This window comes from Mycobacteriales bacterium, assembly GCA_035995165.1.
Taxonomy (GTDB): Bacteria; Actinomycetota; Actinomycetes; order Mycobacteriales; family CADCTP01; genus CADCTP01.
The window spans coordinates 25,800-44,009 of sequence record DASYKU010000094.1 but is presented as its reverse complement, the minus strand read 5'-3'; the positions used below and the strand labels follow the sequence as shown (position 1 = coordinate 44,009).

19 protein-coding genes and 2 pseudogenes are annotated in these 18,210 nt (G+C 73.3%); 10 read left to right on the top strand and 11 right to left on the bottom strand.

The window, feature by feature from the left end:
- Positions 1 to 48: 48 nt before the first annotated feature.
- Both VGP36_15715 and VGP36_15710 read right to left on the bottom strand, forming a co-directional pair.
- Positions 49 to 1,182, bottom strand: a complete 1,134-nt coding sequence (locus VGP36_15715; protein ID HEV7656160.1) for an ArsA-related P-loop ATPase — start codon at positions 1,180 to 1,182, stop codon at positions 49 to 51.
- Positions 1,179 to 2,156, bottom strand: a complete 978-nt coding sequence (locus tag VGP36_15710) for an ArsA-related P-loop ATPase (GenBank protein ID HEV7656159.1) — start codon at positions 2,154 to 2,156, stop codon at positions 1,179 to 1,181. Before VGP36_15710 ends, VGP36_15715 begins: the two co-directional genes overlap by 4 nt.
- A gap of 85 nt (positions 2,157 to 2,241) precedes the next feature.
- Here VGP36_15710 and VGP36_15705 point away from each other — a divergent pair, with 85 nt between their 5' ends.
- Genes VGP36_15705 through VGP36_15690 form a run of 4 tightly spaced genes read left to right on the top strand, consistent with a single transcriptional unit; the run spans position 2,242 to position 4,446 of the window.
- Positions 2,242 to 2,397 carry a DUF4177 domain-containing protein gene (locus VGP36_15705; protein ID HEV7656158.1) on the top strand — a complete coding sequence of 52 codons (156 nt, stop codon included), beginning with the start codon at positions 2,242 to 2,244 and terminating at the stop codon, positions 2,395 to 2,397.
- Positions 2,394 to 2,834, top strand: coding sequence for a RidA family protein (locus VGP36_15700; GenBank protein ID HEV7656157.1), 441 nt, complete (start codon positions 2,394 to 2,396; stop codon positions 2,832 to 2,834). Before VGP36_15705 ends, VGP36_15700 begins: the two co-directional genes overlap by 4 nt.
- Positions 2,831 to 3,679 (top strand): NUDIX hydrolase, encoded by an 849-nt coding sequence (locus tag VGP36_15695; protein HEV7656156.1) that lies wholly within the window; start codon positions 2,831 to 2,833, stop codon positions 3,677 to 3,679. Before VGP36_15700 ends, VGP36_15695 begins: the two co-directional genes overlap by 4 nt.
- Positions 3,676 to 4,446 carry an MBL fold metallo-hydrolase gene (locus VGP36_15690; GenBank protein HEV7656155.1) on the top strand — a complete coding sequence of 257 codons (771 nt, stop codon included), beginning with the start codon at positions 3,676 to 3,678 and terminating at the stop codon, positions 4,444 to 4,446. Before VGP36_15695 ends, VGP36_15690 begins: the two co-directional genes overlap by 4 nt.
- Here the strand turns inward: VGP36_15690 and VGP36_15685 are convergent.
- The 3 genes from VGP36_15685 to VGP36_15675 form a co-directional block, all read right to left on the bottom strand.
- Positions 4,431 to 5,246, bottom strand: a complete 816-nt coding sequence (locus tag VGP36_15685; protein HEV7656154.1) for an alpha/beta fold hydrolase — start codon at positions 5,244 to 5,246, stop codon at positions 4,431 to 4,433. The two genes, VGP36_15690 and VGP36_15685, sit on opposite strands and share 16 nt — an antisense overlap.
- 1 nt (position 5,247) lies before the next feature.
- A complete protein-coding gene (locus VGP36_15680; GenBank protein HEV7656153.1) occupies positions 5,248 to 5,922 on the bottom strand; it encodes a Crp/Fnr family transcriptional regulator in 675 nt (224 codons plus the stop codon).
- 129 nt (positions 5,923 to 6,051) lie between these two features.
- Positions 6,052 to 6,315: a hypothetical protein gene (locus VGP36_15675; protein HEV7656152.1), complete on the bottom strand. Its 264-nt coding sequence runs from the start codon at positions 6,313 to 6,315 to the stop codon at positions 6,052 to 6,054.
- A 226-nt stretch (positions 6,316 to 6,541) separates the two neighbouring features.
- Between VGP36_15675 and nth the strand changes: the two genes are divergently transcribed.
- From nth to VGP36_15650, 5 genes are read left to right on the top strand one after another with little or no spacing between them, the layout of a single operon-like run.
- Positions 6,542 to 7,210: an endonuclease III gene (nth, locus tag VGP36_15670; protein HEV7656151.1), complete on the top strand. Its 669-nt coding sequence runs from the start codon at positions 6,542 to 6,544 to the stop codon at positions 7,208 to 7,210.
- Complete coding sequence (locus VGP36_15665) at positions 7,207 to 7,770, top strand: TlpA disulfide reductase family protein (GenBank protein ID HEV7656150.1); 564 nt, start codon at positions 7,207 to 7,209, stop codon at positions 7,768 to 7,770. The genes nth and VGP36_15665 overlap by 4 nt, the downstream gene beginning before the upstream one ends.
- Positions 7,763 to 8,674: a CoA pyrophosphatase gene (locus VGP36_15660; protein ID HEV7656149.1), complete on the top strand. Its 912-nt coding sequence runs from the start codon at positions 7,763 to 7,765 to the stop codon at positions 8,672 to 8,674. The genes VGP36_15665 and VGP36_15660 overlap by 8 nt, the downstream gene beginning before the upstream one ends.
- Complete coding sequence (locus tag VGP36_15655; GenBank protein HEV7656148.1) at positions 8,671 to 9,096, top strand: plastocyanin/azurin family copper-binding protein; 426 nt, start codon at positions 8,671 to 8,673, stop codon at positions 9,094 to 9,096. Before VGP36_15660 ends, VGP36_15655 begins: the two co-directional genes overlap by 4 nt.
- Positions 9,093 to 10,274: a MarP family serine protease gene (locus tag VGP36_15650; protein HEV7656147.1), complete on the top strand. Its 1,182-nt coding sequence runs from the start codon at positions 9,093 to 9,095 to the stop codon at positions 10,272 to 10,274. The genes VGP36_15655 and VGP36_15650 overlap by 4 nt, the downstream gene beginning before the upstream one ends.
- 119 nt (positions 10,275 to 10,393) lie before the next feature.
- Here VGP36_15650 and VGP36_15645 read toward each other — a convergent pair.
- The 5 genes and pseudogenes from VGP36_15645 to VGP36_15625 form a co-directional block, all read right to left on the bottom strand.
- A pseudogene (locus VGP36_15645) lies at positions 10,394 to 11,975 on the bottom strand (IS1182 family transposase).
- Between the two features lie 62 nt (positions 11,976 to 12,037).
- Positions 12,038 to 12,931: an alpha/beta hydrolase gene (locus VGP36_15640; protein HEV7656146.1), complete on the bottom strand. Its 894-nt coding sequence runs from the start codon at positions 12,929 to 12,931 to the stop codon at positions 12,038 to 12,040.
- 32 nt (positions 12,932 to 12,963) lie between these two features.
- Complete coding sequence (locus VGP36_15635; GenBank protein ID HEV7656145.1) at positions 12,964 to 13,389, bottom strand: phage holin family protein; 426 nt, start codon at positions 13,387 to 13,389, stop codon at positions 12,964 to 12,966.
- Between the two features lie 148 nt (positions 13,390 to 13,537).
- Positions 13,538 to 15,478 (bottom strand): acetate--CoA ligase, encoded by a 1,941-nt coding sequence (gene acs / locus VGP36_15630; GenBank protein ID HEV7656144.1) that lies wholly within the window; start codon positions 15,476 to 15,478, stop codon positions 13,538 to 13,540.
- Between the two features lie 148 nt (positions 15,479 to 15,626).
- Positions 15,627 to 15,938, bottom strand: coding sequence for a hypothetical protein (locus tag VGP36_15625; protein HEV7656143.1), 312 nt, complete (start codon positions 15,936 to 15,938; stop codon positions 15,627 to 15,629).
- Positions 15,939 to 16,242: 304 nt separating this feature from the next.
- Here VGP36_15625 and VGP36_15620 point away from each other — a divergent pair, with 304 nt between their 5' ends.
- Positions 16,243 to 17,022: an oxidoreductase gene (locus VGP36_15620; GenBank protein ID HEV7656142.1), complete on the top strand. Its 780-nt coding sequence runs from the start codon at positions 16,243 to 16,245 to the stop codon at positions 17,020 to 17,022.
- A 422-nt stretch (positions 17,023 to 17,444) separates the two neighbouring features.
- Here the strand turns inward: VGP36_15620 and VGP36_15615 are convergent.
- Positions 17,445 to 18,125, bottom strand: a pseudogene (locus VGP36_15615) (HAD family hydrolase).
- Positions 18,126 to 18,210: the final 85 nt, after the last annotated feature.

Here is an 18,210-nt window from a genome sequence, read left to right as displayed (position 1 = left end):
GTGGATCTTGTCCGGTCAGGTCGGTCCCGCGCGGCGGATCTTGTCCGGTCAGGTCGCGAGCGCCTCGCCGACCCGGCGCAGCCCGTCGAGGTCGTGCACGTCCGTGGACAGCGCCGGCACCTCGATCAGCGGTACGTCCGGATGGGCGCTGGTGAAGCGGTCCCGCATCCGTCGGTCCCGCGCCGCCAACTGGGCCCGGGCCGCGTGCACCCGCAACACCGCCGCGGTCAGCTCGTGCCCGCCGGCCTCGTCGAGGGCGTCGGCAGCGACCTCCGCGCGCTCGGCCGACAGCCGGGGCGCCCCGCTGGTCCGGACCCGGTTGAGCACCATGCCCGCCAGCGGCATCGATTCGGCCGAGAGCCGCTCCACGAAGTAGGACGCCTCCCGCAGCGCGCCCGGCTCCGGCGTCGCGACCACGACGAACGCGGTCCCGGGCGTCTTCAGCAGTTCGTACGTCTTCTGCGCGCGTTCCCGGAAGCCGCCGAACATGGTCTCCAGCGCACCCACGAACGCGGACAGGTCACGCAGCACCTCGGTGCCGATGATCTTGGTCAGCACCCGGGTGAACAACCCGAAGGACGCGCTGACCACCTTGAGGTACGCGCGGCCGCCGGTCCGGGCCGGGGCCAGCAGCAGCCGCAGCATCCGCCCGTCCAAGAACCGCCCGAGCCGCTTCGGTGCGTCCAGGAAGTCCAGCGCGGACCGCGACGGCGGCGTGTCCACGACGATGAGCTCCCAGTCGTCCAGCGCCCGCAGCTGGGACAGCTTCTCCATCGCCATGTACTCCTGCGTCCCGGCGAAGGAGCTCGACAGCGACTGGTAGAAGGGATTGGTGAAGATCTGCTCGGCCCGTTCCGCGGTCGAGTGCGAGGTGACGATCTCGTCGAACGTCCGCTTCATGTCCAGCATCATCGCGTGCAGCTCACCGCCCTTGGCGGTGTCGACGCCGGCCACCTCGCGCGGGGTGTTGTCCAGCTCGGACAGGCCCATGGACTGGGCCAGCCGGCGGGCCGGGTCGATGGTGAGCACGACGACCTTGCGGCCGCCCTCGGCCGCCCGCAGCGCGATCGCGGCGGCCGTGGTGGTCTTGCCCACGCCGCCGCTGCCGCAGCAGACGATGATCCGGGTGCCGGGGTCGAGGGCGACCGCGTCGAGGTCGAGCGCGGGGGCGCGGCCGGTCATGCCGCCGCCTTGTCCCGCAGCAGGCGGGCCAGCTCGTACAGGCCGCCGAGGTCGATCGGGCCGGTGAGGAACGGCAGCTCGACCGTCGGCAGGCCGAGCGCGGTCAGCGCGGCCCGGTTGCGGTCCTCGACCGCCCAGCGCTCGGCGTGCTCGACGGCCTCCTCGGCCAGCGCGACCGCGAACTTGGGGTCCAGCCCGGCCGCGGACAGGCCGGCCCGCAGCTCCGGCTTGTCGAGCTTGCCGGCCGCGGCCGAGGCCAGCGCGGGCTCGGGCAGCAGCGGCGGCCGGGTCATGTTCACCACGACCGAGCCGACCGGGAGCTTGGCCGCGCGCAGCTCCGCGACCGCGTCCACGGTCTCCTGCACCGGCATCTCCTCCAGCAGCGTGACCACGTGCACCGCGGTCTGCGGCGAGCGCAGCACCGCCATCACGCCGTCGCTCTGCGACTTGATCGGGCCGACCTTGGCCAGCCCGGCGACCTCCGCGGTGACGTTGAGGAAGCGGGTGATCCGGCCGGTCGGGGGCGCGTCCAGGACGACCGCGTCGTACACCCGGTGGCCCTTCTCGGTGCGGGTGACGGCCTCCTTGACCTTGCCGGTCAGCAGCACGTCCCGCATGCCCGGGGCGATCGTGGTGGCGAAGTCGACCGCGCCCATCTTGCGCAGGGCCCGTCCGGCCGAGCGCAGGTTGTAGAACATCGCCAGGTAGTCGAGCAGGGCCTCCTCGACGTCCACGGCCAGCGCGCGGACCTCGCCGCCGCCCGCGGCCGAGGCGATCCGGCGCTCCTCGTACGGCAGCGGCGGGGTGTCGAACAGCTGGGCCAGGCCCTGCCGCCCCTCGACCTCGACGACCAGGGTGCGCCGGCCGCCGGCGGCCAGGGCGAGGGCCAGCGCGGCGGCCACGGTCGTCTTGCCCGTGCCTCCCTTGCCGGTCACCACGTGCAGCCGGGCTTCCGGCCAGGGACTGGTACTCACCCCCGCCAGGGTAGGTGCGTCGGGTTGCCACGGCGCGACGAGCCGCGGCACGGGCGCGGCCGGGACCGGCGGTACGGTTCGGTTCATGCAGAAGTGGGAGTACTCGACCGTGCCGCTGCTGGTGCACGCGACCAAGCAGATCCTCGACAACTGGGGCCAGGACGGCTGGGAGCTCGTCTCCGTGATCCCGGGACCGAACCCGGAGCAGCTCGTCGCCTACCTCAAGCGGCCGCTGTCGTGAGCGCCGTGGCCCGGCTCGCGGAGCTGGGGATCGAGCTGCCCGAGGTCGCGGCGCCGGCCGGGGCGTACGTGCCCGCGGTGCGGACGGGGAACCTCGTCTACACCTCCGGCCAGGTCGCCCGCGGCTACTCCGGCAAGGTCGGCGCGGAGGTCCCGGAGGCCGATGCGAAGGCCGCCGCCCGCGAGTGCGCGCTCAGCGCGCTGGCCGCGATCGACGCGCTGGTCGGGCTCGACGCGGTCGTCCGGGTGGTCAAGGTGGTCGGGTTCGTGGCCAGCGCGCCCGGCTTCACCGGCCAGCCCGGCGTGATCAACGGCGCCAGCGAGCTGCTGGGCGAGGTCTTCGGCGAGGCCGGCGCGCACGCCCGGTCGGCGGTCGGGGTCGCCGAGCTGCCCCTCGGCGTACCGGTCGAGGTGGAGCTGATCGTCGAGGTGCGATGAGCGAGCCCGAGGGCCCGCAGGGCGAACGGGGAACGACGAGGGCCGACCTGACCGAGGAGCGTACGGAGCGCGTCCCGGTCCGCGATGCCGCGACCGTGGTGCTGATGCGGGACGCGCCCGCCGGTCCGGAGGTCTACCTGCTGCGGCGGGTGCGGGGGATGGCGTTCGCGGCCGGGATGACCGTGTTCCCCGGCGGTGCCGTCGACCCCCGCGACGCGGACACCGCGGTCGGCTGGACCGGGCCGCCGCCGGCGGAGTGGACCATGCCGTTCGACGCCGACGAGGCGCTGGCGCGCGCGCTGCTGTGCGCGGCGGTGCGGGAGACGTTCGAGGAGTCGGGCGTGCTGCTGGCCGGGCCGTCCGCGGGCGAGGTCTGCACCACCGACGGGCCGGACTGGGAGGCCGACCGGGTCGGCCTGGAGCAGCGTGACTTCTCGCTGGCCGAGCTGCTGGCCCGGCGCGCGCTGGTGCTGCGCGCGGACCTGCTGCGGCCCTGGGCGCACTGGATCACGCCGCCGCAGGAGAACGTCCGCCGCCGGTACGACACCCGCTTCTTCGTCGCCGCCCTGCCCGCGGGCCAGGCCACCCGGGACGTCACCTCCGAGGCCGACTTCGTGGAGTGGGTCCGGCCCGCGGACGCGCTGGCCCAGCAGCGCGCCGGCGAGCGGCCGATGATGCCGCCGACGATCGTGACGCTGGAGGAGGTGGCGGACTACCCGTCCGTCGCCGCCGTGCTGGCCGCGCAGCGGTCGGTGTCCCGGGTCCAGCCCGAGGTCTCCACGATCGACGGGCGGCCGTCGGTGACGCTGCCGAACGGGCGGGTGCTGCGGCTGGCCCAGCCGTGAGCCACCCGCTCTACGGCACGCTCCGGCCGGTCACGCCGTACGCGTCGGTGCTGCTGGCCCGCAACCCGTCCCCGATGACCCTGGACGGCACCAACACCTGGCTGCTGCGAGCCCCCGGGTCGGAGTCCTGCCTGGTCGTCGACCCCGGGCCGGCCGACGAGGCCCACCTGCGGGCGGTCGCGGAGGCGGCCGGGCGGGTCGCGGAGATCCTGCTGACGCACGGGCACCCGGACCACTCCGAGGGCACCGCGGCGCTGCGGGAGCTGACCGGGGCACCGGTGCGCGCGCTCGACCCGGCCCAGCGGCTCGGCGGCGCCGGCCTGGGGGAGGGCGACGTGGTCGCCGCGGCCGGGGTCGAGCTGCGGGTGCTGGCCACCCCCGGGCACACGTCCGACTCGCTCTGCTTCACCCTCGACGATTCCGTGCTCACCGGCGACACCGTGCTCGGGCGCGGGACGACGGTGGTGGCGCACCCGGACGGGCGGCTGGGGCCGTACCTGGACTCGCTGCGGCGGCTGCGCGACCTCGGGACCCGGACCGTGCTGCCGGGACACGGGCCGGAGCTGCCGGACCTGGGCGCGGTCGCCGAGGCGTACCTGGCCCATCGGGCGGAGCGGCTGGAGCAGGTCCGCGCCGCGCTGGAGTCGCTCGGGCCGGACGCGGCCGCCGCGGACGTCGTCCGGGTCGTCTACGCCGACGTCGACGAGGTGCTCTGGCCGGCCGCGGAGCTGTCCGTCCGGGCCCAGCTGGACTACGTGCGCAGGTGAGCGAGCAGGGGCTGCAATAGCCGCTCCGGCTCGACCTCCGGGATCCAGTGCCCGGCCCCGTCCAGCGGCAGGAACGTGTACGGACCGGTGACGAACCGTGCGGTGTCCTCGGCGGCGGCCCGGCCGAGGAAGCTGTCGCCGGTGCCCCAGACGTACAGGGTCGGGGTGGTGACGCGGCCGGCGCCGTCCCGGTCGTACGCGATCGCGCGGTACCAGTTCAGCGCGGCGGCGAGCGCGCCCGGCTCCCGCATCCGGGCCACGTAGTCCTCGGCGGTGGCGGCCGGGAGACCGCTGCGGCGCAGGGCCCGCAGCAGCGGCGCGCCGCCGGAGGCCAGCAGCAGCCGTTCCGGGACCTGCGGGAGCTGGGCCGCGCCCATGTACCAGCTGCGCAGGCCCTGGAGGCTGGAGACGAAGCTGTGCACCAGCGCGGCCGGGTGCGGGGTCGAGACCGCGGTCAGTGTCCGCAGCCGGTCCGGGGCGGTCGCGCCGATCCGCCAGGCGACCGAGCCACCCCAGTCGTGGCCGACCAGGTGCACCCGGTCCAGCCCGAGCTCGTCCAGGATCGCCAGCACGTCCGCGGCCAGCTCGCCCCCGGCGTACGCCCGGCGGCCGGTGGGGCGCGCGCCCGGCGAGTAGCCCCGCTGGTCGGGCCGGACGACCCGGTAGCCGGCCTCGATGAGCCCCGGCGTCAGCCGGTCCCAGGAGCCGGCGTACGCGGGGAAGCCGTGCAGCAGCACGACCGCCTCGCCGGACCGGTCGCCCTCGTCCCGGACGTCGAAGTCGAACCCGCGGACGCGCACGTCAGCGGGCGCGCCGGGCCAGCCGGTCGCGGTCGAGGATGACCACCGTCTTGCCCTCCAGCCGGACCCAGCCGCGGTGGGCGAAGTCCGCCAGCGCCTTGTTCACCGTCTCCCGGGACGCGCCGACGAGCTGGGCCAGCTCCTCCTGGGTCAGGTCGTGGGTGACCCGGAGCTGCCCGTTCTCCAGCGTGCCGAAGCGCTGCGAGAGCTGCAGCAGCTGCTTGGCCACCCGGCCGGGGACGTCGGTGAAGATGAGGTCGCCGAGCATCGCGTTGGTCCGGCGCAGCCGGCGGGCGACGACCCGCAGCAGCTGCTCGGCGATCTGCGGCCGCTGGGTGATCCAGGACCGCAGCGCCTGCTTCGACATCCGGGCCAGCCGGGCGTCGGTGACCGCGACCGCGGTCGACGTCCGCGGACCCGGGTCGAACAGGGACAGCTCGCCGAACTGGTCGGACGGGCCCATGACCGCGACCAGGTTCTCCCGGCCGTCGGCCGTACGGCGGCCCAGCTTGATCTTGCCGGAGAGCACGATGTAGAGGCTGTCGCCCGGTTCGCCCTCGTGGAAGACGACGGTGCCGCGAGGCACGTCGAGGAGGTCGAACTGGCCCGCGATGACCTCCGCGTCCTCCGGAGGCACCCCTTGGAACAGTCCGGCCTTGGCCAACACCTCGTCCATGCGGCGATCCCTTCCGGCGTGCGCAAGACTCCCGCGGCGATGATCGGCGCGGACCCCGAGATCGCAGTCTAGAAGTGACCGGGCCGAAATTTGCCAGCCAGGTGTCTCGCCTCGCCGCCGGAGGGCTCGTCAGGGCCGCTGGCCGGCGTGCCGCCCCTTGCGGATCGGACGCCGGGGCAGGAGCCGGGACAGCCTGCGCCGCCGGTCGTGCTCGGTCAGCGCCGCCGGCAGACCGTCCCGGACGAACGTGTCCATCTCCGCCGGGCGGGCCTCGTCCAGGAACTCCTCGACGCGGTCCTCGACCGCGGTGCGCAGGGGATTCTCGACGCGCTCCATCATGATCATGAACGCGAGGAGGATGAACGGGAAGAACACCACGAGCAGACCAGCCATAGTGACCGTCATCCTGCCCTATCACGCTCTGTGGGCGCCCCCCGGCTCGCGCGGGCACCGGGAAGTTCGACCGAACGTCACGTGACGGACACCGGCAGCTGAATACGCACTCTCGGCCAGGACCGTCACACCTGGTCGTACGCTGGCCGCCGTGACCACCCCGGCCGCCCGCGCCCGCAGATTCCGCGACGAGACCTCGCTGGGGCGTACGCGACGGGCCCGCCGGATGACCCGGGAGCTGGCCGAGACCTGGCCCGACGCGGTGACCGAGCTCGACTTCAGCACGCCGCTGGAGCTGGCCGTCGCCACGATCCTGTCCGCGCAGTCCACCGACCGCGGGGTCAACCTGGTCACCCCGACGCTGTTCGCGAAGTACCCGACCGCGGCCGACTACGCCGCCGCCGACCGGGGCGAGCTGGAGAAGCTGATCCACTCCACCGGCTTCTTCCGGAACAAGACCACCTCGCTGATCGGGCTCGGCCAGGCCGTCGTCGAGCGGTTCGGCGGGGTCCTCCCGCACACCCTGGACGAGCTGGTCACGCTGCCCGGGATCGGCCGCAAGACGGCCAACGTGATCCTCGGGGAGGCGTTCGGGATCCCCGGGATCACCGTCGACACCCACTTCGGCCGGCTGGTCCGGCGTTGGCAGTGGACCGCCGAGACCGAGCCGGTCAAGGTCGAGTTCGCGATCGCCGAGATGATCCCGAAGAAGGACTGGACCCTGCTCTCCCAGCGCACGATCTGGCACGGCCGCCGCATCTGCCACGCCAAGAAGCCGGCCTGCGGGGCCTGCCCGCTCGCCCACGACTGCCCGTCGTACGGGTTGGGGCCGATCGACCCGGCCGAGGCGCAGAAGCTGGTCAAGAGCGGTGCGCAGGTGGCGGTGTCGCGGTGAGGAAGCTCGCGGTGCTGGTCCTGCTGCTGGCCGCCGCGTGCACCTCCTCCCCGGCACCGGCTCCGATGCCGTCCCAGGGGGCCACCGCGGCGTTGCCGGCCTGCCCGCTGCCGGGTGCGCAGACCCGCTCGGCCAAGCCGCTGCCGGACCTGTCGCTGCCCTGCCTCGGCGTCGGCGGCTCGGCCGCGGTCCCGCTGCGCCGGCTGACCGGGACCCCGATGGTGATCAACCTCTGGGCCAGCTGGTGCGGGCCCTGCCGGGCCGAGCTGCCGGCGCTGGCCGCGCTGTCCACCGACGCCGGGCCTCGGTTGAGGGTGCTCGGCGTCGCCAGCCTGGACGTGCCGGGAAACTCGGTCTCCTTCGCCTCCGACAGCCGGCTGCCGTTCCCGTCCCTGCAGGACCGCGACGGCGACCTGCTGCGCGGGCTGCTGCGGCACAACGTGCCGGCGACCGTGCTGGTGGCCGCGGACGGGACCGTGGCCGAGGTCTACCAGGGGCCGCCGCTGACCGACACGACGCTGCGCGCGCTGGTCAAGGGCAAGCTCGGCGTCGATGTCTGACCTGCCCGGCTGGCTGCTGCCGCTCGCCGCTGCCGTCGGTTCCACCACGGCGTCGGACTACCTGCGGCTCGGGGCGCCGATGACGCCCACCACCGGCGGGCGCCGGTCCGCGGTGCTGATCCTCTTCGGCGACGGCCCGGACGGTCCCGACCTGCTGCTCATCGAGCGGTCCGCCCGGCTGCGCAAGCACGCCGGGCAGCCCGCGTTCCCGGGCGGCGCGCTGGACCCCGGCGACGACGGGCCGGTCGGGACCGCGCTGCGGGAGTCGGCCGAGGAGGTCGGGCTGGACGCGTCCGGTGTGCAGGTCGTGACGCTGCTGCCGGAGCTGTTCCTGCCGCCGACCGGGTTCCTGGTCACGCCGGTGCTGGGCTGGTGGCACACGCCCGGGCCGGTCGGCGTGGTCGACCCCGGCGAGGTGGCCCGGGTCGAGCGGGTGCCGATCGCCGAGCTGGTCGACCCGGCCAACCGGTGCCGGGTCCGCGGCCCGTCCGGGTACGCCGGGCCCGCCTTCCTGGTCCGCGGGATGGTCGTGTGGGGCTTCACCGCGGCCGTGCTGGACCGGGTGCTGGAGCTCGGCGGCTGGGCCCGGCCCTGGAACCCCTCCGATGTCCGCGATCTGCCGGCGCCGCTGCGGGACCTGGCCCGGCGTGGGGTGCCGGCCGGGTTCACCGGGCCGCGCGGGGGGCCGGAGCTGCCCTCGCCCGCCGATCTCTCGCCCGTCGGGTCCTCGCCCGTCGGGTCCTCGTCCGCCGATCTCTCGTCCGCCGATCCCTTGTCTGCCGATCCCTCGTCCGTCGATCCCCGGGAGGGCGACGACGGGCCGGCTGCGGAGGACGTCGTGCCCGCCGACGAGCATGGCGCGCCGCCGAGCCGCACCGGCGGGAGCGGTACGGTTTCGTCGTGAAATCGGGCGCTGTCCGGGTGATCGCGGGCTGCGCGATGCTGACGCTGCTCGCCGCCTGCGGCCAGGCCACCAACAGCGCCGGGCGGTCCGAGTCCTCCCAGCCCGACCAGGTGACGCTCAGCCCCGGTCCGGACGGCATCCAGTCCGTCGTCGTCGACGCCGGTGACGACCTGCGCTTCCACCCCTCGGTGATCAACGCCCGGCCCGGACCGGTCGCGCTCACGCTCACCCACGTCGGCAAGGGCGCGCCGCACAACTGGCAGGCGGCCCAGCTGCCCGGCGCCGACGTCCCGCTCACCACGGCCGGGCAGAGCAACTCGGTCCGGTTCACCATCGGCCGCCCCGGGGACTACCGGTTCGTGTGCTCCATCCACGAGACCCAGGGCCAGGTCGGCCGGCTCGTCGTGAAATCGACCCCGTGAACCTGCTGGACATCGCGCTGATCGTCGCCACGATCGCGTTCGCCGTCGGCGGCTTCCGGCAGGGCTTCGTCACGGCCGTGCTCTCCTTCCTCGGGTTCTTCGGCGGGGCCGTGCTCGGTGCCCAGTTGGCCGACCCGATCGCGGGCCGGCTGGCCGAGAACTCGTCCTGGCGGGTGGCGGTGGCCGTCGCGGTGGTGCTCGCGGTGGCGCTGTTCGGCCAGGTGATCGCGGTCTGGATCGGCAACCAGCTGCGGCAGCGGCTGACCTGGCGCCCGGTGCAGACGCTGGACGCGGTGCTCGGCGCGGTCGTCTCGGCGGTCGCGGTGCTGCTGGTGTTCTGGATGGTGGCCTCGCCGCTGGCCGCCGCGCCGTACCCGCGGGTGTCGGCGGCAGTCCGGGACAGCCAGGTCATCCGTGCGGTCAACGACGTGGTGCCGCGGCAGGTCCGCTCGATCTACTCCTCGCTGCGCGACGCCATCAGCGGGTACGACTTCCCGGAGGTCTTCGGGCCGCTGGTGCCGACCCGGGTGCGCGACGTCCCGGCGCCGGACCCGGCCCTGCTGCGTACCCGGGCCGTGTCCACGGTCCGCCCGTCCGTCGTCAAGGTCACCGGCCTGGCCCCGTCCTGCGCCCGCCGGGTCGAGGGCTCCGGCTTCGTGTTCGCGGCCGACCGGGTGATGACCAACGCGCACGTCGTCGCCGGGGTCGATCAGCCCGAGGTCGAGGTCGCCGGCGAGCAGCACAAGGCGACCGTCGTCCTCTACGACCCCGAGAAGGACGTGGCGGTGCTCGCGGTGCCCGACCTGGCGCTGCGGCCGCTGGCGTTCGCGACCAGGCCGGTCGACACGAACGACGACGCGATCGTGCTCGGCTACCCCGAGGACGGCCCGTTCTTCGCCGGCGCCGCCCGCATCCGGGACCGGATGGAGATCCGCGGCCCGGACATCTACGACTCCCGTACGGTCACCCGGCAGGTCTACTCGATCTACGGCGACGTCCGCAGCGGCAACTCCGGCGGGCCGCTGATCGCGCCGGACGGGACGGTGCTCGGGGTGATCTTCGCGGCGGCGGTGGACCAGCAGTTCACCGGGTTCGCGCTGACCGCGGCGGAGGTCGCGGAGGATGCGCGGACCGGGGCGGCGTCGGACTCCGCGGTCCCGACCGGGGACTGTGCCTAGGAGACTCCTGAACTAACCCTGTCCTGGCCGGGTGTCGGTGGCGTGGGGCGAGGTGAAGGATCGCAGCTGCTTGCCGCTGCAGCCGTTGTGGGTGCGGGGCGTTGGTCCCGGGTTGGCTGTCAGCCGAGGATCCAGGTTCCTTGCTGGTGGTCCAGGCCGAGGGTGAGTAGTCGGCGCAGGTTCAGGGCGGCGGTGCGGTGGTGGAGCCAGTGGTTGTTGCTGGTGACGCCGCGGTAGCGGAGTCTGCGGTTGCCGCGGGCGGTGAGCCAGGCGATGGTCCGTTCGGCCATCGGCCGGTGCTGGCGGTACTCGGCCTGCCACTGGGGGTCTTCGGCGCGGCGGCGGTGAGCCCGTTGCAGCGCGTCGTGTTGGTGGGATCTTCAGGCTGCGGCCGTCTTTCGCTGTCGTGCACCGCTGCGCCAGCGGGCAGCTGCGGCAGGCCGCACCGAAGGTGACGACCCGGGTCCGGCTGATCGGGCGGGTGACCCCCGCCGGGCAGGTCGCGGTGCCGGCGGTGCCGGCTGCCTCCTCGACGGTGAACTCCTCGACGGTGAACTCATCGACGGTGAACCCGCCGGGAACGGCGGGCTTGACCGGCCAAGGCTTGATGACCGGCCGGTGGCCGGCCCGGGCCAGCGCGGCGAGCGCCTGGCCGGTGGCATAGGCACTGTCAGCCAGCACGTCGAGCGGGGCGGTCTCGGCGGTCAGCAGCTCGACGCCGACGACCGCGTCGTGCGCGCCGGCGCCGGCGGCTTTGGTGAGCTGGCAGGCGGTGACCAGGCCGGTGCCGGGCTCGATCGCCAGGTGCACCTTGAAGCCGTCCTGCCGGCGGTGCACGGTCTTATGCGCGTGCCGGGCCTCGGGGTCGACCACGCTGATCACCCGGTCCGGAGCGACCCGGCGGGCGATCCGCCACCGCGGCCCGTCCTGCGACCCGTCGGGGTCGGTGACGAGTTCGACGTCCTGCCCGGCGACCAGTGCCAGCAACCCGACCGCGTCCGCCGCCGGTGTCCCGTCCGGCTGCTCACCGAGGGCGGCCACGACCGCCAGAGCGTCGCGGACCAGCCCGTCGACGAGCTGCCGGCGGGCCTGCCCGTCGTGCCAGGCGATCTTGGGTTTGCCCGGGTCGTCGTAGTCATGCGCCGAGGTCACCTCCGCGACGACGGCCGCGGCACCCGGAACCTCGCGGCGGACCTTGCGGACCCCGGCGATCAGCTGCGTGACCGTGTCCTGGGTGGCGACCGCGTCATCGAGCACGGTCGAGTCCAACGCCCGCCGGGTCCTGCCCTTCAGCACACCGGTCTCGGCGATGACCTGCTGCACCGCGTGGAAGATCCGGTTCGGATCAGCCGAAGCCGCCAACCGCCGCCGCCAGTACGTCAACGTCGTGTCGTGGAACGCCGCGGCCGTGACCGGCCAGCCGACCGCGGCCTTCCACCGCAGATCGAACGTCACCGCGTCGGTCGTCTCGGAGTCCGACAGTCCGTGCAGCGTCTGCAGCACGATCACCGCCGCCATCACCTCGCCGGGTACTGACGGCCGGCCCCGCCCGGACGGGAACAGATCCGCGAACATCTCCTCCGGGAAAAGTCGCCTACGGTGCCCGGCCAGGAACCCGAACACGCTCCCCGGCTTCAACAAATGCCCCGCCACCGACTCAGCGTCCAGCAACTCCCGCTGACCCTCCGAACGACCCTGCACCACCACATCGTCCCCGCCCCACTCCACGGGCCCGGGACGACACGCAGTTGTTCAGGAGTCTCCTAGGTCTCCTTGGCCCACCGGAGGAGCTCGCCGGTGACCAGGTCGGGGGCCTCCTCGTGCGGGAAGTGGCCGACGCCGTCGATCAGCCGCCACTCGTACGCGGCCGCGACGTACCGGCCCGATCCCAGCGCGGTCCGCGGCAGCGTGCAGGAATCCAGCGCACCGTGCAGTTGGAGCGTGGGGGCGGTGACCGGTTCGGAGAGCGAGCGGGCGTACCGGAAGCCGTCCGGGCGCAGCTGGGAGCGGACCATCCAGCGGTGGTACTCCAGCGCGCAGTGCGCGGTCTTCGGGATCCGGATCGCGTCCCGGTAGCGGCCGACCGCCTCGTAGTGGTCGCCGGTGCGCCGCCAGGTCGGGCCGGACCAGCGCTCCAGGAGGCCGCCGACGTACAGGGCGGCCTCCTTGGTCAGCTGCGACTCGGCCCAGCGCGGGGTCTGGAACGCCAACGCGTACGCACTGGCGCGCAGCTGGCCGCGCGGGTCGGTGAGCAGCGCCGCCCGCAGCCGCAGCGGGTGCGCGGCGCCGAGCACGACCAGCCGGCGGACCACCCGCGGGTGCAGGGTGCCGACCGTCCAGGCCAGGATGCCGCCCCAGTCATGCCCGACGATCATCGCGTCCCGCTCGCCGAGCGCCCGGACCAGACCGGCGACGTCCCCGGCCAGCGTGACCGCGTCGTACCCGCGCGGTGGCTTGTCGCTGGCCCCGTACCCGCGCAGGTCGGGGGCGACGACCCGGAAGCCGGCGTCGGCGAGCCCGGTGAGCTGGTGCCGCCAGGTCCACCAGAACTCGGGAAAACCGTGCAGCAGCAGGACTAACGGGCCGGTTCCGGCCTCCGCGACATGCAGGCGGACACCGTTCGCGCTGACCTCACGGTGGGTCCACGGACCGTCCACGAGGACGGACGAGCCATCAGGAAGGTCGGGCGTCACGCGGTCGGGGTGGTCGGCGTGGTCGAGGTGGGATGGCGGGCCCAGGCCGCGGTGTCCTTCGCCGTCCTCAGCGTCCGCTCCGGCTTCTTCATCTTCTTCAGCTGCCGGCGGCCGATCAGCGCGAGCAGGCCGGCGACGAGGAGGAAGAACACCCAGACGATCAGGTACGACAGCCAGCGCGGCAGCCCGATCGCGACCAGCACCTCCGCGATCACCACGAACAGGAACGGCACCGAGAACAGCAGCACGGCCGCGGCCGCGGCCAGCATGCCGCCGCCGACCCCGGCCCGCTTCACCGTCGTGCTCAGCTCCGCCTTGGCGAGCTCGATCTCCCCGCGGACGAGGGTGGAGACGTTCTCGGACGCGCGGCGGACCAGCTCGCCGACGGACGGCTCGGGATCCGGGGACTGCAGTGTGCTCACCGTGGCGCCTCCTCGCAGGTCGTGGCCGGAATCATCCCGGTACGTGGTGGCAGCGGTCCAGCGGCCCCGCCGAACCATGCTCGTCCTGCGACTGGTACTCCCGCCGGGGAACGGGGCCGGCTGGACCGGCCCCGTTCCCCGGACGGACTCAGTCCTCGCTGGAGGCGCTCGGCAGCTTGTCGGAGATGAGGTCCATGACCGACGAGTCGGTCAGCGTCGTCACGTCCCCGAGCTGCCGGTTGTCCGCGACGTCCCGCAGCAGCCGACGCATGATCTTGCCCGAGCGGGTCTTCGGCAGTTCCGGCACGACCATGATCTGCCGCGGCCGGGCGATCTTGCCGATCTCCTTGGACACGTGCTCGCGCAGCTCCTTGACCAGCGCCTCGCCGGACGCCTCGTCCTCGGCCACGGAGCCACGGACGATGACGAACGCGACGATGCCCTGCCCGGTGGTCGGGTCGTTCGCCCCGACCACCGCGGCCTCGGCCACCTTGGGGTGGCTGACCAGCGCGGACTCCACCTCGGTGGTGGAGATCCGGTGCCCGGAGACGTTCATGACGTCGTCGACCCGGCCGAGCAGCCAGATGTCGCCGTCGTCGTCCTTCTTGGCCCCGTCGCCGGCGAAGTAGATCCCGTCGTAGCGGGACCAGTACGTCTCCTGGTAGCGCTTGTCGTCGCCCCAGATCGTGCGCAGCATCGACGGCCACGGCTCGGTGATCACGAGGTACCCGCCGCCGCCGTTGGGGACGGACTTGCCGGTGTCGTCGACCACGTCGGCCGAGATGCCCGGCAGCGGCCGCATCGCCGCGCCCGGCTTGGCCGCGGTGACGCCCGGCAGCGGGCTGATCATGATCGAGCCGGTCTCGGTCTGCCACCAGGTGTCGACCACCGGCGCCTGGTCGCCGCCGATGTACTTGCGGTACCAGATCCAGGCCTCGGGGTTGATCGGCTCGCCGACGGAGCCGAGCAGCCGCAACGACGACAGGTCGTACTGGCCGGGCTCCTTCTCGCCCCACTTCATGAACGTCCGGATCGCGGTGGGCGCGCAGTAGAGAATCGTCACGCCGTACTTCTGCACGATCTCCCACCACCGCCCGCGGTGCGGGGTGTCCGGCGTTCCCTCGTACATCACGCTGGTGGCGCCGTTGGCGAGCGGCCCGTAAACGATGTACGAGTGGCCGGTGACCCAGCCGATGTCGGCCGCGGTCCAGTAGACGTCGGTGTCCGGCTTGTGGTCGAAGACCGCGTCGTGGGTGTAGCTCGCGCCGGTCAGGTAGCCGCCGGTGGTGTGCAGGATGCCCTTCGGCTTGGCCGTGGTGCCCGAGGTGTACATGACGTAGAGCGGGTGCTCGGCGTCGTGCGGCTCGGCGGTGTGCTGGTCGGACTGCCCGTCGACCAGGTCGTGCCACCAGACGTCGCGGCCCTCGGTCCACTCGACGTCCTGGCCGGTACGCCGGACGACCAGCACCTTCTCCACGCCCGGCGCCTTCTCCAGCGCCTCGTCGACGGCCGGCTTGAGCGCGCTCGGAGCGCCGCGCCGGTAGCCGCCGTCCTGGGTGACGACCAGCTTGGCGTCGCAGTCGATGATCCGGCTGCGCAGCGCGTCGGCGGAGAACCCGCCGAACACGACCGTGTGGATGGCGCCGAGGCGGGCGCAGGCGAGCATGGTGACCACGGTCTCGGGGATCATGGCCATGTAGATCGCGACCCGGTCGCCCTTGCCGACACCGAGCTCGGTCAGCGCGTTGGCGGCGCGGCAGACGTCCCGCAGCAGGTCCGTGTAGGTGATCGTCCGGGTGTCGCCGGGCTCGCCCTCCCAGTGGTAGGCGACCTTGTCGCCCTTGCCGGCCTCGACGTGCCGGTCCACGCAGTTGTACGCCGCGTTCAGCTCGCCGCCGACGAACCACTTCGCGAAGGGCGGCTTCCAGTCCAGCACGGTGTCCCAGGGCTTGGCCCAGGTCAGCCGGTTGGCCTGCTCCTCCCAGTACCCCAGCCGGTCCGCCTTGGCCCGGTCGTACGCCTCCGCCGTGACGTTCGCGGCGGCCGCGAGGGCCTCCGGGGGCTCGAACCGCCGCGTCTCTCTCGACAGATTGGAGAGTGTGGCGTCGCTGCTCGTCTCGGTCACCGCGCTCCTCCCGGTGGGCCGGCCCTGCGCTGGGCCGCTCTCGTCAGCGACCCTATGCCCGCTTTCCTCCGGTGGTCACCCTGCGATCGGTCGGGAGTCCGGTGCGGCTCTCCTAACGGCTCAGGATCTGGCCCAGCGCGCCCGATCGGAACTCCTCGATCTGGCGCTGCATGTCCACGGCCGGCCGGCTCGTCGCGTACCGACTGCGGCGCAGCGCGTCGCGCAGGTCCCCGAGCCGGGAGGTGAACGTGTCCAGCTGCTGCTCCGGCACGGGCCGGAGCCGCTCGGCCGGCCCGTCCAGGTCGCCGCTCTGCACCAGCGCCGCGGCCGCGTCGACGAGCGCGAGCATCTCGGCGCCGTAGAACCGGATCGACTGGTTGCCGACGTCGAACAGCCAGACCGCCCGGACACGCCCAAGAGGCAATGAGCGCTGAATCGATTGCGCAGGCAGTACCTCCGCGATCTCCTGAACCGGCCGGACCGTCGCATCGGTGAACGCCCGCGAGAGACCTACCCCTTTCCTGGGGCGTCCATCGGGAGTGGCGGTCCGGCCCATAGGCGCAGGATCGGCGTCGGCGTTCGCGTGCACTGCGGGGTGCGCATGCGGGGAGAGACATCGGCGCCGATCCTGCTTCCAATTCCGCCGCGGGCCGGGACATCGCTCCCGGTCCGCGGCGTGTCCGTACCGCCCGGCCCGGGACGATCAGGCCCGCGATTAGCCTGATCCGGTGCCACCACCACCCGCCGCGCGCGTGCCCTCGCCCGGCACCGCGGACCCGCTCGCGCCCCTGCTCGACCTCCCTGGCGTGACGGACGAGTTGGCCTCCGCGCGGCAGGCGGTCGACCGGCTGCTCGACCACCGCGTGCTGCGCCGGCAGAGCGCAGCCGTGAGCAGCGAGTCCGCCTTGCGCGGTGCTCGCGCCTCGGCAGCTCTGGAAGGCGCCGACATCCCGCTGGCCGACCTGCGGGCCGGCCGGCTCGAGGACCCGGTCGTACAGGGAGCGCTCCGGCTCAGCGCCGGTCTGGGGGCCCTTGTCACCACCTGGGAGCAGGCGCCCCTGCAGGCGATCGCTCGCCTGCACGTCCTGGCCGCCACCGGCACGGTCCCGGCGGATCGGCTGGGCCGTCCCACCGGCGACCCGGCGATCGCCGCCCGGCTCGCGGGTCTGGCTCGCCTCGTCGCCGGCCGCAGCAGCGTTCCCGGCACCCTGGTGGCCGCCGTCGTCCACGGCGAGCTGGCGACGCTGGCGCCGTTCGGCAGCGCGGACGGCCTGGTGGCCCGAGCAGCCGCCCGCCTGACACTGGTGACCCGCGGCGTCGACCCGAAGTCGGTCAGCGTCCCCGAGGTCGGCCACCTCGAGCTGGCCGAGGACTACCGGACAGCGCTGGAGGGCTACCGCTCCGGTGCACCGGACGGCGTCGCCACTTGGCTCCGCCACTGCGCGACCGCGGTGGCGCTCGGCGCCCGGGAGGGTCTTGCCATTTGCGAGGCCGTGCTGAGGGGTTGAGCCGACCCTCGGACAGCCGGCCCGGACACGCGAACGGCGCCCCGATGAGGAGGCGCCGTCGCGCACGGACGGACCCGGGTTAGCAGGCGTGCACACCGTCTCGACGGTCACCGACCGAGGTCGGACCCGTCGTGCCTCCCGCGGCTGGTCGCGCGTGGGTACCCAGCGTCCGTGCACGGAACCGCAGCTCACCGAGGGTGTTCCCGCCGACGAACCGGCTTCCGTGCAGTCCTTTGTACGCCCGTTCAGCGAGCGGCGGAAGACCGACGGACGAGTAACGTTTCGCCACCGCGCCGGCGTGCGCCTGGTTGTGGAGCAAGAGTCGCTGATCTCCGTCGAGCCGCCGCGTACCACGCGATTCCGGCAACCGCCGCACCGACGCCCACAGCGGTCCCGACCATCGGCCGGCGTGGTGCCCGGGCCAGCCGGGACCGCAACGAGACGGGTCGGCTGAACACCAGGACCGGCCAGTCGCGCTCCCTGGCCGCGCGGCGCAGGCCCCGGTCCGGGTTCACCGCGGTGGGATGGCCGACGGCTTCGAGCATCGGCAGATCGGTGACGGAGTCGCTGTAGGCGTAGCAGTCGGCCAGGTCGTACCCGGCCGCCTCGGCCAGCTCCCGCATTGCCGCCGCCTTCGCCGGCCCGTATGCGTAGTACGCCACCTCGCCGGTGTAGCGACCGTCCTCGACCACCATCCTGGTCGCGATCACCCGATCCGCGCCGACCAGCTCGCCGATCGGTCCCACGACCTCCTCGCCGCTGCTCGAGACGATCACGACCTCGCGTCCGGCCGCTTTGTGTTCCTCGATCAGGTCGGCCGCCTCGGCATAGATCAACGGATCCACGATCTCGAACAATGTCTCCGAGACGATCTCCCTGACCTGCTGCACATCCCAGCCGGTGCACATCTCCGTGACGTAGTCCCGCATCCGGTTCATCTGGTCCTCGTCCGCTCCGGCGACGAGGTAGACCAACTGCGCGTACGCGGCCTTCAGGGCGGCACGGCGGCTGATCAGGCCCCCTGCGCGGAACGGCCGCCCGAATGCGAGCGCACTCGACCTGGCGATGATCGTTTTGTCCAGATCGAAGAAAGCCGCGGAGCGGTGCACACCGCAAAGCATAGGAGCAGGCCCTCTTAACGATCTGATGAAAAAGACTCCGGCATCTCTGTGTGCTTGAGGGCACGAG

What these genes read in the sequence shown, in the direction of transcription:
- VGP36_15715 (HEV7656160.1), bottom strand. Translation starts at nt 1,182, where the DNA reads ATGACCGGCCGCGCCCCCGCGCTCGACCTCGACGCGGTCGCCCTCGAC.
- VGP36_15705 (HEV7656158.1), top strand. Translation starts at nt 2,242, where the DNA reads ATGCAGAAGTGGGAGTACTCGACCGTGCCGCTGCTGGTGCACGCGACC.
- VGP36_15695 (HEV7656156.1), top strand. Translation starts at nt 2,831, where the DNA reads ATGAGCGAGCCCGAGGGCCCGCAGGGCGAACGGGGAACGACGAGGGCC.
- VGP36_15680 (HEV7656153.1), bottom strand. Translation starts at nt 5,922, where the DNA reads ATGGACGAGGTGTTGGCCAAGGCCGGACTGTTCCAAGGGGTGCCTCCG.
- VGP36_15675 (HEV7656152.1), bottom strand. Translation starts at nt 6,315, where the DNA reads ATGGCTGGTCTGCTCGTGGTGTTCTTCCCGTTCATCCTCCTCGCGTTC.
- nth (HEV7656151.1), top strand. Translation starts at nt 6,542, where the DNA reads ATGACCCGGGAGCTGGCCGAGACCTGGCCCGACGCGGTGACCGAGCTC.
- VGP36_15660 (HEV7656149.1), top strand. Translation starts at nt 7,763, where the DNA reads ATGTCTGACCTGCCCGGCTGGCTGCTGCCGCTCGCCGCTGCCGTCGGT.